Here is a 14,226-nt window from a genome sequence, read left to right as displayed (position 1 = left end):
AGCACAAAATAAATCTTTTAATAAGAGAATAAGAAAGGTTTGGTTAACTTTCGTAAAGAAAGAGTAACGTGAAGAACAAGAAAACGGTGTAATCATTGGAATCATTGATTACACCGTTTCTTAATTTCAATCATTCTATTATGTGATGGAGCAAACAACATATTTTTATGAGTCCTTCAATTTCATATAGGAAGAAATATCTTCTAGCAAGTCTTTGTATTCCTTTTTCTCAGCGTTCAGCTCAAGCGCTTGTTCCGCATGTTTTTTGGCTTTCTCAAATGAATCTTGTTCTAAATAAACCAATGAAAGATTATAATGTGCTTCGTGAAACATAGGGTCAAGCTCGACCACCTGAAGTAGATAGGATTTGGCACTATCTAGATTACCTCTTTTAATCTCAGTATAAGATAGAAGAAATAGAATCTCAGCAGATTTTTCATCCTCATCTTGATAATTGTGTAGCAGTCGGTAGGCTTGATCATATTCTTCGTTTTTAATATATTCCTGTGCAAGAATTAACACAGATTGTCTATCCACTACAGAAGCATAGTCGCTAAAACCGTATTGAAGCAGACCAACAATTAAAGCAGCCGTGACAACGAGGAAGATTGCTTGTGATTTTAATCTTTTTTTTCTAGGAAAATGTAATATACCTGCCGCAGCAAATCCTCCAAGTAGTCCGCCTATATGACCAGCATTATCAATACCGGGAACCGTAAATCCAAACACTAGGTTAAGAGCAAGCACAAAAAGGATATTAAATCCTAGTGATCGAATAAAAAGCCGTGGAAAAACGACCCCGAAATAGAGTAAGGCACCGAAGCATCCAAAAATAGCTCCACTTGCACCAGCAGACAAGTTTGCACTAAATAAAAAACTGGCTGCTACTCCAGTAAAACCTGCAAAAAGATAGAGGAACAAAAATCGAACATTTCCATATATGCGTTCGACCAATGGACCCAAATAGTATAATGCCATCGAGTTCATTAAGAGGTGGAGAAAACCAATATGCAAAAACATCGGAGTAAAAAACCGCCACCACTCTCCCTCAAGGATAAGTGGGTTAAATTTAGCTCCAAATTTTAACAAGGTAGAAGAATCTGTACTTCCCCCTTTAAATTCCATGAGCAAGAAAACAACTAGTTGGATCGCGATTAAGATATATGTAAAAAATGGAATACCAGAGTGAAAGATTGCTTTCTCCTCCTTCGCTCTATCCGATGCGTTAGTCAAAGCTTGACTCCTACTTTTTTGTATATCTTCCTCATTAAAATTGTTATGTATTTCTGAAGCAAAGTGCTCCCCTAATAGCTGTTTGAGTGTATCCTTTGATCCTGGTAAATCCCTACTATCCAAAACGTAGCTTGATACTTTTACTCGACCTTTATCTGGGCTAAACTTTGGCTGAGTTAGAAGATATTCATAATCATCCACAGGAGGTAAAGCCATAAAATAAAGGTTGTTTATGGTTAAATCCCCTCTAACCAATTTTTTCCTGACGATACTTCCATTTTCTGCAACCAACTCAATGTCCCTTTGTAGCATTTGGCTCCAATCTATGCTAGTGCAAAAGAGCCTATATAATTGTGCACCTTTATTTTCTACTTTTTCTAACCAAATTTCTTTTTGGTCTTTTGATATTTGTATGATCCTATAATGATTATGAACAATTAGGAAGTTCGCTGTTTTCCAAAATAAATATTCAGCTTGCATGTCCAAGTGTTTCACTCCTTCCCTTTCCCTCTTCCTCCGTCCATTATAAACGAATCACCTAGGGGACAGTAGGTAGGACAAAAGAAAAAGAAAAAAAGACCCAAAAGGCCTTTTTACCTGATTTCTGATGGACCTGAAAAAACAGATTGAAAAATCTTCTGGCGAATACCAGGGATTCCCATAAGAGAACTTACCGCAAATCGTCTAAGTATTGTGTTACCTAAAATTCTGTTCATCAATCTATAACGATTTTGGTATACATAAAACCCAGTGATACTTAACAGAAAGACCGATACCAGTTTTTTTAGCATGTTCATCCCTCCACCTATATATTGTGGCAATTTAACAGGTTTTATCCTAAAGGATATGTCAAAAAATAACCCGCCTAAACAAATTTAGGCGGGAAGCTTGATTTAGGATGGAAAGACAGAATCTTTTATCTTCTTTAAAACATTTGCAGAGTGACTGAATTTCTCATTTTCTTCTTCAGACAATGAAAATTCGACTACTTCACGTACCCCATTCCTATTTACAATAGCAGGGACACCAATGTAGAGATCATTGTGATTATACTCTCCGTCAATATAAGCCGATACGGTCAATATAGAATTTTCATTTTGTAAAATTGCTTTGGTCAACCGAACGAGACCCATTGCAATCCCATAATAAGTTGCGCCTTTACGCTCTATAATATGATAAGCAGCATCCCGTACATTCGTAAAAATTTGTTCAAGATCCGCTAGATTATACTGCTCCTGTTCATCGATAATCGTTTTAATCGGTTTTCCGCCAATGTCTGCATGACTCCAAACAGGTAGTTCCGTATCTCCGTGCTCACCAATAATATAAGCGTGGACATTTCGCGTATCAATATTAAAATAATCTCCTAGAAGGAAACGAAAACGAGCTGTATCAAGTATTGTCCCCGAGCCAATTACGCGTTCTTTTGGTAAACCTGAAAACTTCCAGACTGCATATGTTAGGATGTCTACCGGATTCGTTGCGACGATAATGATTCCATCGAAACCACTTGCCATTATTTGTTCGACAATCCCTTTAAAAATTCTCGTATTCTTCTCAACAAGATCTAGTCTTGTTTCACCAGGTTTTTGGTTAGCTCCCGCACAAATGACAACAATATCAGCATGTTGGCACTCTTCGTACCCTCCGTACCATATTTTCGTTGGAGCTGGAGCAAATGGCATCCCGTGATTTAAATCCATTGCATCCCCTTCAGATTTCTCCCTGTTTAAATCAATTAGAACAAGCTCTTCCGCTACCCCTTGGTTTAACATTGCAAATGAATAGCTAGATCCTACAAACCCGGTCCCTATCAAGACAACCCGATTTACACGTTTATTCATGACTAGTCCCCCTTTATTTATTTGCATATATAATAATTTCCCCTATATAAAGACTTTCATTAAATTAGTGAAAACATATTAAAATCCATTAAAAAAGAATAACCCCAACAAGACAGCACTCAAACTAGAAATAAAATTAACGGTGTCATTCCGTATCCAGCTACTCCCTTTACACAGCACAGCTTCCTCATGGCAATGGATGGGTTTTTCAATATGTAAACCGCACTTCCTACATATGTATTCCGCCTGCAGGTACGCACCCAGTATGGTATCAATTAGCATCCCGAAAAATCCAAAGAAAAGAATGAAAAAAAAGAGTTCGAGACTTAATTGGAACAGCAAGGTTGAAACCACAGCTATCAGCAAACTCCCGAGAAAACCAGCCAATGTCCCCCCTAAAGATATAGCTCCAGAGGTACCCGTAGCAACTCTTTTGAAGTTTCTAATAGAGATTGGCGGACGCTTACTTAGCGTACCTAGTTCTGAAGCCCAAGTATCCGAATTAGCACTTGCTAACGAGATTCCAAGTGCAAGGAAAGAAAGTGGGGTCGGCCAAAAGAAGACGGATAAACCCGCTGCTGCTGCAATCCCACCGTTGGCAAGCACTTGTGCCCAATCACGAACTGAACCCTTCTCATGAATCTCTACCAATGAGCTTTTTTTCTTTCCATTCCATTTTGATAATAGGCTCGAACTTACAAAAAAAGTCCCCATTACTATGATGCCTTTTATCCCGAAACCGAGAGTAAGGCAACTTCCCACAAGTACTGCCATTACAGCACCTGAGGGACTTAGCATTTTAGATTTCCAAGCCAATACCGCTCCAATTACAATAAAGGCGAGCACCCCTATGTAATCAGCGTTCACACTCAATCACTTCCGCTTCCGTGATAATCTTGGATACTGGAAGATCATGGGGTTCAACTGGTAGCTGAGCAACCACTTGTTGACTAAATGCTAAGCTCACGGTTTGTTTTTTATGTTCCCCTAAATAACGATCATAATAACCTCCGCCAAACCCAAGCCTGAAACCAGACTTTGTAAAAGCTAACCCTGGAACAATGAGTAAATCAAGTGCATCAGCGTTGACTTCCTCCGTCAGTGAAACCACGGGTTCATAAAGACCTGAGTAGACCATTTCAAGTTGAGAGAACCTTGTAAACGTGCGAAATACAAGTTTTCTTGTTTCTGGATTACACTTTGGAATGGCTATCTGTTTTCCCTGTTCCCACGCTTTTCGGATGATCTGCAAAGTATCGACCTCTGGCGGCTTAGAGATGGTAATTCCTATTGACTTAGCCTCAAGCCAGTTTTTGTCTTTAAACAGCTTCTCTGCTATTTTATAAGAATAATCCTCATATAGAGGAAAGCTAAGATTCTCTAGCTGCTTTTTCATTGAACGTCTAAGCTGTTTTTTTTCATCCACTTTATACATCCTCCTATATTGGAATTTTTATGTAAATTAGTAATGAATCACTAGGAACTGAGCTTAGGTTATTATATAAAAAAAAGCAGTCGGGAAATTCCCGCTGCTCTTATTTTGTTTCACGATGTGCAGTTGCACGTTTTTCTCTTGGGCAATATTTTTTAAGCTCAAGACGATCTGGATTATTACGTTTATTTTTTTTAGAAATATAGTTACGGTCTCCGCACTCTGTGCACGCTAACGTAATATTTACACGCATATTTTTTCCCTCCAAACATACCTGTTTCGTTCATACGACTTTTCTATAATAGCACTTTTCACTCAGAAATGCTAGTGGGTTTTTAATTATTTAAATCATAACGTTTTCCCTTAACAAGATAGAAAACATTTTCAGCTATATTCGTAGTATGATCAGCTGCTCGTTCCAAATAGCGGCAGATAAATAAGAGTTGGGTAATTTGGGAAGACTGATTCGGTTGGGTAGCATTTAAATGCAATAAATCTCTTATTGTTTGCCCGTATAAATCATCTACTTCATCATCCATCTCTGCAATCTTTTTCGCTTTCGTTAAGTCTTCCTCACCAAACGCCTCCAGAGAAAGAGAAAGCATTTGAAGTGTTAAACGGTGCATGTGCTTGATATGCTCAATAGGCTTTACAAGAGGCTCTTTCCCGATTCGAATGGCTGACTTTGCAATATTTACCGCAAAATCTGCAATACGTTCGATATCATTCGCAATTTTAATAGCGACAATAATTCGGCGCAAGTCTACAGCAACTGGAGACTGTTTAGCAATTAAAAGAATAGCAAAATCATTGATTTCTTCTTCGATAATATTAACCCTTGCATCATCCTCCATTATCTTTAAGGCTAATTCGATATCCCCGTTTTCAAGAGCGACTAATGAATTTGTTAGTGCATTTGATGCGAGATTTCCAAGTTCTATCAATTTATGTTGCAACTGGTTTAATTCTTCTTCGAACTTTTCTCTTACAACCATCATCCTTATAAACTCCCTTCAACTAGGCTCTCTATTCTTGAGATTTTGATATTTCTTTTTTGACAAGGAAGCTTATTAACCGAACCGACCAGTAATGTAATCTTCCGTCCGTTTATCAGAAGGATTTGAGAAAATCTTATCTGTTTGGGCAAACTCCACCACTTCTCCGCTTAGGAAGAAAGCTGTTTTATCAGAAATACGAGCAGCCTGCTGCATATTATGAGTGACAATAATAATACTAAAATCTTTTTTCAACTCTTGCACAAGTTCTTCTACCTTTAATGTAGAAATGGGATCAAGTGCTGAGGTTGGTTCGTCCATTAAAATAACATCTGGTTCAATCGCTAGTGCCCGAGCAATACATAATCGTTGTTGCTGTCCTCCAGATAAACCATAAGCATTTTCATTAAGTCGATCCTTTACTTCATCCCAGATAGCGGCACCTTTCAAACTTTTCTCGACAATTTCATCAAGGGTTTTCTTATCGCGAATTCCGTGGATTTTAGGACCATACGCTACATTCTCATAAATAGACTTTGGGAAGGGATTAGGTTTTTGGAACACCATTCCTACTTTAGTTCGTAAATCCTCTACTTTATAAGTTCGTTCAAGAATATTCCTTTCACGATACAGAATCTCACCGGAAATACGAACAACTGGAATTAATTCGACCATCCTATTTAACGTTTTAATATAGGTAGATTTACCACAACCTGATGGTCCAATAATCGCAGTTACTTCATTCTCATAGATAGAAAGATTAATATTCTTCAAAGCATGATCGTCGCCGTACCAAAGGTTTAAATCCTTTGTATCATAAACAACTTTTTTGGTTGACACGTTTTTGGGAGCCTCCTCCATGGATGTAAACACTTGAATCTTATTGTTTTCAGCTAATGCTGGCATAATTAAAACCTCCTAGATTAAAATCTCTGTTGAAATTTATTTCGAATAAAGATGGCCACCGAATTCATAAGGAACAAGACAACTAATAAAATGACAATGGTGGCTGCTGCTAAATTGGTGTACTCTGCTACCAGCGCGGAATCAAGCGTCCAATAATAGATCTGAACTGGAAGAATCGTAAATTTATCAAAAACCCCGTCTGGAAGCGGAATTAATAGTGCTGGAATCCCAATTACAACTAGCGGTGCTGTTTCACCGATTGCGCGGGAAAGAGCTAAGATTGTCCCTGTTAAAATTCCCGGCAGTGACGCGGGTAACACCACATTTTTGATGGTTTGCCATTTTGTAGCTCCCATTCCGTAAGAGGCTTCTCTTAAAAACCCTGGTACAGCTCTTATCGCCTCTTGTGCAGCTACCACAACTACTGGAAGTACAAGAAGAGCCATCGTTAAGCCCCCTGCTAGAACAATGTTTCCTAAGTCCATCCCTCTAACAAACACCGTCAAACCGAGGAGTCCAAAAACAACAGATGGAACTCCTGCTAAATTTGATATATTCGTTTGAATAAGAGCTTGTAGTTTGCCTTTTTTGGCGTACTCCTCCAAATAAATAGCCGTTCCTATACCTAGAATCATCGTGACAGGAGCAACGACCAACATTAACCATAAGGTTCCAAGAATAGCTCCCATAATTCCGGCCCTTTCAGGGTCCGTGGATAATTTATTGTTAATAAAGTCAAAATCAATCCAAGCTGCGCCGTCACGGATTACTCGATAAATGAGAATAACTAATACGAAAAGTCCAAAAAGTGTCGCAAGCAGAAAAAAGAGTTTTGCAAGTTTATTTCGGAGTAAACGTGACCCCATTTTTTTCTGGACTAAATTATTATCAATATACTTCATATTAATATTCCTCCCTGAATCTACGGGAAATATATTGTGCAATCATATTCATGACAAGCGTGAATACAAATAGAGTAAACGCTACGGCATATAGACTATGATAAAGGGTGGTCCCGGCAGCAGCTTCGCCACCCGATACTTCTACAATGTAAGCCGTCATGGTTTGCATCGATTGTGTCACATCGAAAGTGAAATTCTTCGAACTTCCGCTTGCAATCGTTACAATCATCGTTTCCCCAATTGCACGGGAAATCCCAAGTACGAAGGAAGCAATAATCCCCGAAATGGCTGCAGGGAGAACTACTTTAAACGTAACCTCTAGCTTCGTCGACCCCAGAGCTAAAGCACCCTCTCTCATTGCATTTGGAACGGAACTCATGGCATCCTCAGACAATGACGCGACCATTGGAATAATCATAATTCCCATTACAATCCCCGGACTAAGAATATTTGTCGGCTCCAAGCCAGGGATAAATGACCTTAATAATGGAGTGACAAAAGTAAATGCAAAGAAACCATAAACTATAGTCGGAATACCCGCTAAGATCTCAAGAATTGGCTTTAGGATTCTCCGTGCTTTTTCAGATGCATATTCACTTAAATAAATGGCTGTCATCAAACCAATTGGAATAGCTACAAGCATCGCAATCACCGTAGAAATCAAAGTCCCTGTTAAAAGAGGCAAAACACCAAAAACCGCATTGTCTCCAAGAGGTTTTAATTCCGTACCTGTGAAAAATTCTATTATTGAAACTTCTTTGAAAAAGAGGAACGTTTCTGCAATAAGAGTAAATAAAATACCAATTGTCGTAAAAATGGATACACCAGCTATGACTAATAAAATACCGGGTACCATTTTTTCCATAGTTCTCCCAATGCTCTTGGTCTTTTTCTTTTCTTCGATTAGAGCACGAATATTTGTATTGTTTTGACCTGCTGTATTTTGCAAATTAAGTTTCTCCTTTCGCCTTTTTTATAAAGGAAGGGGGGATTGGAAAGATAGAAAAACAGGGAAAAGATGAGAAGGGATGAATCTTCTCACCTTTTAAATAGATTGAGACTTTTATTATTTCAATCCATTTAGCGTATCAACAGCGGCTTGAATTTCTTCTTCAGGAAGCGGTGCAAAACCAGTTTCTTGAGCTACGGTGTTTGCATTTTCCATCGTATAGATTGCATAATCTAATACTTCAGGCTTTTCTTTCGCATGATTCACATTTAGGTATGTGAATACTGGGCGAGTAAATGGTGCATATTCCCCATCTTCAGCAATCGTATCAACTGATGGTTCAACTGGTCCGTTTCCAAAATCAACTTTTACAGCTGTTAACTTATCTGTGTTACTTGCGTAATAACCATAGCCAAAGAACGCAATTGCGTTTTTATCTTTTGAAACCAAGTCAACTAGTACAGAGTAGTCTTGCTGTAAGTTGATACCATCCACTAAATCTTGCTCTTCAAGAATATTTTCAAACATAAATTCGTATGTTCCATGGTTTTCATTCGGACCATAAGTTTTGATTTCTTCATCCGGGAAATCCGCACGAACATCAGACCATTTTTGTTTTCCAGCACTTGCAAGGAAGATATCGATGATTTCCTCTTGAGTTAACTCCGTCGCCCAATCGTTTTCTTTGTTCACAACAAATGTTAATCCGTCTAAAGCAACTTTAAGTTCTTGAACTTCTATTCCTAGTTCTTCAGCCGTTGCCTTTTCTTCATCTTTTATAGAACGGGATGCATCATTAAAGTCTGTACCATCTTCAATTAAGAACTTTTGGAACCCTGCAGACGTACCAGCACGGCTTACCTCAACAGAAACATTCTCCTGTTCATTTGTCATATAGTTTTCAGCCATTTTTGCCATAAATGGATAAACTGTACCAGATCCATCAATCACAACGCTACCTTCTAGTTCTGTGGATTCTTCCGTGTTTGCATCCGAGCCACCTTCGTTTGTTTCCCCACTTGACTCTTCGCCACCTCCACATGCCGCGATAAACATCATGACGGCAGCAAGTAATGCCAGTAAACTAAATTTTTTCAAACTCTTCATTCCGTTATTCCCCCTAAGTAATATCTTTTGTTTTGTCCTACAAGTAATAGAATACAGACCTTTTTTTAATCTTGTTTAAAGGAAACGTAAAGGTTTTGTAAATTCAAACAGAATATATGAATATCTGTCGAAAAAAAGGGAATCCTTATATCCTTTTATAAGAACCTATAAAAAAACTCCTAAATTCGTCTCTGTAATTTCCACGCCAATAATGATGCGCAACCAGTGCCTAAGGCTAAAAAAGAGCATAAAAAAAGACTGCCCAATTGGACAGTCTTTCCATTCTTTATTCATCACTTGCTTCTTCTTCAGTAGATTCGTCTTCTTTATCTGTTTGTTTTTCCAGACGTTTTTCTTTTAGTTCAAAATAGGTATCCAAAACCCTGCGACCAATCGCACTGTTTGCTGAATGGCCACTATTCCCTTCATATGCCCACGGGACCATTACAGCCATAGCTACTTCAGGATTGTTATATGGAGCATACCCTACCAAACTAAGGTTCATTACTGGAGGAGCTTCTTTAAATTTACTCCGCTCTGGCCCGTCATAGAAGGCTTGGGCTGTTCCAGTTTTACCTGCTGGCTTATATTTTGCACTTCCAAAGCTTCCATAAGCAGTTCCACCAGACACCTGCATAACACGTCGGAATCCTTCCTGTACGCCAGATATCCAGCTAGGCTCAGCATCTATCTTGTTAAGAACCACAGGCTCAAACGTTTTTAACACTGGCCCAATCTCTTCATTATTCATAACTGGTTCACGAATCTCTCTAACAATTTGAGGTTTAATTCGATTCCCGCCATTTGCAATGGTTGATACATATTGTGCAAGCTGCATTGTTGTATACGTGTCATACTGACCGATTGCAAAATCAAGCAAGAGACCTGGTCCACGGTCAATCCCTTTAAACCCGGCCATTTCGTTCGGAAGATCAATTCCAGTTCTTACCCCTAGTCCATATTGAGCAAATGAATTTCTAAATGTATCAAACGCTTTTGGACTGATTGAAAGAGGTTGATTATATTGATACACTCCTCCGCCAACATTGATAGCGGTCCTGTACATAAAGACGTTTGACGATACTTTAAGTGCATTTTTGTAATCAAGAGTACCTAGACCAGCTCTCCAAGAACTTTTAGGTTTTGTGCCCTTAATGACAATCGGAGTATCATGAAAAGTCGTTCCCGGGGAAATTGCGCCTGTATTTAAACCTGTTAATACAGTGGCCCCTTTAACAGCTGAGCCAACAGTATAAGATGTGGTGATGTTTCCGAGTGCAAAATCTCTCATAGTATTAGCACCCGTTTCTTCATCTTTAACAATTTGCTTACCTGCCATTGTCAATACTTCACCTGTAAAAGGATCCATTAAAACGACAAACGCTCGATCTAAAAGTCGAGTTCTCGGCTGTTGTTTTGCCTTGGACAATTCTTCTTCAATGATTTTTTCCACGGCAATTTGTAAGTCCATATCAATCGAAAGGACGAGATCTTTTCCTCTTTCCCCTTCAGTAATAATCTCGGTATCCAAAACATTCCCCGCTTTATCGGTAATGTTTTTTACCTTCGCCTTTTGGCCATGGAGAACATCTTCATATTGATGCTCTAAATAGCTTTTCCCTACACGATCATTTCGACTGTAGTCTCTCGATAAGTAATACTCTAATCTCTCCCTTGGCAACCCCTCATTAGAGTCCGTAATCCCACCAAGAACCGTTGCTAACGTTGGCTCAAGCGGATACTCCCGGTCCCAGTCTGTAGTTGTATCTACACCAGGTAGTTGCTCAAGATTTTCACTAACTGCAGCATACTCCGCCGCTGTTACATTTTTCTTAACAATTTGTGGAGTCAATGCATATCCACCGCTAAACTCACGGAAGATGGCAATTATCTCCATGTCCTTATCTGTTAGTTCGTTTAACTCTTTTTCAGTAATTCGCTCGAGCTGGAGATTATAAATGTCTGTGTTATCGAGTTCTTCTTCGTAAAATAAGTCCCATTCTTCTTCAGTAATCTTTTCTTCTGCTAATTCCGGATTCCTAAATAACCAATAATCCTTTTTATCGCGTTCTCTAACGTCTTTTACATCCTTATGAATAAGTGCCGCCAGTTTTTCAGCAACCTCAATCATCTCTGCTGTTCCCGTTCCTTGACTCTTTGTATAAGTAATCGCATTACTAGCGGAATTATCAACAATGGTTGTCATGTTACGGTCATACATTTTCCCCCGAGGTACTGGACTGTTTACCGTTATATCTTCAGTACGCTCAATTTCACGTTTATAATCTTCTCCATAAACAATTTGCACGATCCCGAGCCTTAAAATTAACATTGAGAATAAGACAAACACCGTGAAAAACACTAAATTCAATCGAAGGGAAACTTGTTTCTTTTTCTTTTTCCCCATATCCCCCCACCTTCCTAAACAATAAAGGTTTTCTATGCATTACCTTTTATTTTATAGGAAAAGCAGGTATATTTCTATCGAAAAATCTCAATACCTTTATTTACCGAGGCTCTTTTCTCAGACTTTTTTGCTTGAAGATTCAAATACCATTGACTTTGAGCGTATTTCTATCTTTTAAGATGCTTTCAATTATGAGAAAAGAGCTTCGTGCATAGAACCCCATAACTAGCTGTACTATCACTAAAATCAGCTTTTACCAAAGACCTAGGCAATAGAAAATTTTACTTTGCGTATAAAAAAGTAAATAAGCGTATGACCGCTTCCGATTATCAGAAGCAAGATTGGAATGCTCTTTTCTTGATTAAAAAACCTTATCGCCAACAAGAAAAGAGTAATCGAGATAATCCTCCCGATATTTAAAAACACTTCTTTTACCACTATGTATTCAATTCTCATTTCTGCGGCCTTCCATCCTCGTCCAATAACATCATAGGTAAGCGATGAGTACGGAACCAGCAATAGTGGATACGCTACTGCAATGATGGCAGCATACATAAGAAGCTTCATATAAGTTAATTCAAAGACAAGTAAGAAAATGACCAAATAAAGCAGAATTCCTCCGATAAGGATAGCCTTTTTCCTAAAATCCTTCTTCAGCATTCTTGAAACAAAAAAGTAAGTTAGAAAAGAAATACCTGAATTAATGAGCCCAAAAGTTCCTAATGCCATTTCACTACCCGTTGAAATGAACACAAATACTGAGACTATAAAGGCAAAGGTCCCTTCCCTTAGCCCTTGGAAAATATGGGCGTTTGTAACCATACGCCAGTTTAGGCTTTGCTTCCTTTCTTGCCATATACGCGCAAACCAATACCTGCCTTCAGCCGGACGTCGTTTTAAAAAGAAACTTAGAAATACCGCTACTGAAAACAAAACTAAGGATATGCCAAAAATAACGGTGTATCCGGTAAATTTCTCCAACCTTGAAATAATAATACCGGCGGCAAACGGACCAATCATCCCACCTGCAGATGACAGTATTCCTAAAAACCCATTGAAAAAGTCCCTCGTTTCGGGTTCTGTGATTTCAAAGGTGAGGACATTGAATGCAAGCCAATAAAATCCATAACCGATACCAAGGAGACCACCTAACACCAACAAAAATTCCGATGCCCTTGCCCCAGCGAATAAGACGGCTAAGTAAAAGGCCGCTAAGAATATGACACCAATTCTAAGGACGATGACCCTGTCTACTTTTTTGGCCCATCTGCCTGCCAATATAAAGGTTAGAAGTTGCATAATGACTGTGGATAAATTATAGAGCCCAAGATCTATAAACTCGCCAGACTGCTTCCATAAATAAATGTTCACAAAGGTGTTGGACAAGGCAACACTCAGCGAATATAAACCACCAATTAACAAAAGAAGCATAAGGTCTTTCGTCAGTTCCACATCACCTATCAGTTTTTTTAATTTACTCATTAAGAAACTCCCCTTTTCTTCTGAGTAGTTTCTAACAATCCATACTGAGTTATGCATTATATCCGAAAGCTCTTTCTGAGTATAAAAAAAGAAGACAGGCGAGATTTCGCCTGTCTTCTTTATATGTCATCATTATTTCGCAGCGTTGTAACGCTTATTTACTTCATCCCAGTTTACTACGTTCCAGAATGCGCCAATATAATCTGGTCTTCTGTTTTGGTAGTTTAAGTAGTAAGCATGCTCCCAAACATCAAGTCCAAGGACTGGAGTCTTACCTTCCATTAGTGGAGAGTCTTGGTTTGGAGTACTAGTTACTTCAAGCTCACCGTTATTTACAGCAAGCCATGCCCAACCAGAACCAAATCGAGTCGTCGCTACTTTAGCAAACTCTTCTTTGAATGCATCAAAGCTTCCAAACTTGTTTGAGATTGCTTCAGCAATTTCACCAGTTGGCGCGCCGCCACCATTAGGTGAAAGGATTTGCCAGAAAAGTGAGTGGTTAGCATGTCCACCACCATTGTTACGGACAGCAGTACGTGCAGCCTCAGGAACAGCATCAAGGTTAGCGATTACTTCCTCAACAGACTTAGAAAGAAGCTCCTCATTTCCTGCTAGAGCATTGTTTAAGTTAGTAACATAAGTGTTATGATGCTTCGTATGATGAATATTCATTGTTTCTTTGTCAATGTGTGGTTCAAGTGCATCATATGCATAAGGTAATTCAGGTAGTTCAAAAGCCATTTTTAACATCCTCCTATGTATCGTATGATTTCCCTCTGAAATCTTTCCAACATCCAATTATTTAAATATTGGAATCATTCACAAGGCTCTAGCAATAGATTACCAAACAACGGTAATTGAATCAAATAAAACGCTTAACTTAACGCAACTAAGTTTGTGCTCCAGACTCTTCATTTATTCATGTTTCTTTTAAAAAAACAGACTTTAAAAAATAAATTCGAAAAATCG

14 protein-coding genes are annotated in these 14,226 nt (G+C 38.6%); all 14 read right to left on the bottom strand.

From position 1 onward, the window contains the following. Positions 1 to 165: 165 nt before the first annotated feature. The gene (locus H0185_RS06115) at positions 166 to 1,713 is read right to left on the bottom strand and encodes a rhomboid family protein (protein WP_246629081.1); all 1,548 of its coding nucleotides are present in this window, start codon (positions 1,711 to 1,713) and stop codon (positions 166 to 168) included. A 113-nt stretch (positions 1,714 to 1,826) separates the two neighbouring features. Further along, on the bottom strand, positions 1,827 to 2,024 hold the full coding sequence (locus H0185_RS06110) for a hypothetical protein (protein WP_246629046.1): 198 nt from the start codon (positions 2,022 to 2,024) through the stop codon (positions 1,827 to 1,829). A 102-nt stretch (positions 2,025 to 2,126) separates the two neighbouring features. Further along, entirely contained in the window at positions 2,127 to 3,077 is a 951-nt protein-coding gene (locus tag H0185_RS06105) for an L-lactate dehydrogenase (RefSeq protein WP_221872202.1), read from the bottom strand. A 78-nt stretch (positions 3,078 to 3,155) separates the two neighbouring features. Further along, positions 3,156 to 3,944 (bottom strand): DUF92 domain-containing protein, encoded by a 789-nt coding sequence (locus tag H0185_RS06100; protein WP_343223103.1) that lies wholly within the window; start codon positions 3,942 to 3,944, stop codon positions 3,156 to 3,158. After that, positions 3,934 to 4,503 (bottom strand): 5-formyltetrahydrofolate cyclo-ligase, encoded by a 570-nt coding sequence (locus H0185_RS06095; RefSeq protein WP_221872200.1) that lies wholly within the window; start codon positions 4,501 to 4,503, stop codon positions 3,934 to 3,936. The genes H0185_RS06100 and H0185_RS06095 overlap by 11 nt, the downstream gene beginning before the upstream one ends. A gap of 109 nt (positions 4,504 to 4,612) precedes the next feature. After that, positions 4,613 to 4,762: a 50S ribosomal protein L33 gene (gene rpmG, locus H0185_RS06090; protein ID WP_090740981.1), complete on the bottom strand. Its 150-nt coding sequence runs from the start codon at positions 4,760 to 4,762 to the stop codon at positions 4,613 to 4,615. Positions 4,763 to 4,844: 82 nt separating this feature from the next. Further along, positions 4,845 to 5,504, bottom strand: a complete 660-nt coding sequence (gene phoU / locus H0185_RS06085) for a phosphate signaling complex protein PhoU (RefSeq protein ID WP_221873048.1) — start codon at positions 5,502 to 5,504, stop codon at positions 4,845 to 4,847. 75 nt (positions 5,505 to 5,579) lie between these two features. Beyond that, the gene (gene pstB / locus H0185_RS06080) at positions 5,580 to 6,365 is read right to left on the bottom strand and encodes a phosphate ABC transporter ATP-binding protein PstB (protein WP_221873047.1); all 786 of its coding nucleotides are present in this window, start codon (positions 6,363 to 6,365) and stop codon (positions 5,580 to 5,582) included. A gap of 62 nt (positions 6,366 to 6,427) precedes the next feature. Next, on the bottom strand, positions 6,428 to 7,312 hold the full coding sequence (gene pstA / locus H0185_RS06075; protein ID WP_221872197.1) for a phosphate ABC transporter permease PstA: 885 nt from the start codon (positions 7,310 to 7,312) through the stop codon (positions 6,428 to 6,430). Position 7,313: 1 nt separating this feature from the next. Continuing rightward, a complete protein-coding gene (gene pstC, locus H0185_RS06070) occupies positions 7,314 to 8,261 on the bottom strand; it encodes a phosphate ABC transporter permease subunit PstC (protein ID WP_246629044.1) in 948 nt (315 codons plus the stop codon). 117 nt (positions 8,262 to 8,378) lie between these two features. Further along, the gene (locus tag H0185_RS06065) at positions 8,379 to 9,368 is read right to left on the bottom strand and encodes a PstS family phosphate ABC transporter substrate-binding protein (protein WP_221872195.1); all 990 of its coding nucleotides are present in this window, start codon (positions 9,366 to 9,368) and stop codon (positions 8,379 to 8,381) included. Positions 9,369 to 9,654: 286 nt separating this feature from the next. Beyond that, positions 9,655 to 11,775 (bottom strand): peptidoglycan D,D-transpeptidase FtsI family protein, encoded by a 2,121-nt coding sequence (locus H0185_RS06060; protein ID WP_221872193.1) that lies wholly within the window; start codon positions 11,773 to 11,775, stop codon positions 9,655 to 9,657. A 264-nt stretch (positions 11,776 to 12,039) separates the two neighbouring features. Next, entirely contained in the window at positions 12,040 to 13,257 is a 1,218-nt protein-coding gene (locus tag H0185_RS06055) for an MFS transporter (RefSeq protein ID WP_221872191.1), read from the bottom strand. Between the two features lie 132 nt (positions 13,258 to 13,389). Continuing rightward, positions 13,390 to 13,998, bottom strand: coding sequence for a superoxide dismutase (locus H0185_RS06050; RefSeq protein ID WP_221872189.1), 609 nt, complete (start codon positions 13,996 to 13,998; stop codon positions 13,390 to 13,392). Positions 13,999 to 14,226 lie beyond the last annotated feature (228 nt).

The sequence above is a fragment of the Mesobacillus maritimus genome (assembly GCF_019749255.1).
GTDB lineage: Bacteria > Bacillota > Bacilli > Bacillales > Cytobacillaceae > Mesobacillus_B > Mesobacillus_B maritimus_A.
The sequence above is the reverse complement of the archived record's forward strand: the minus strand, read 5'-3'. Positions and strand labels throughout refer to the sequence as shown.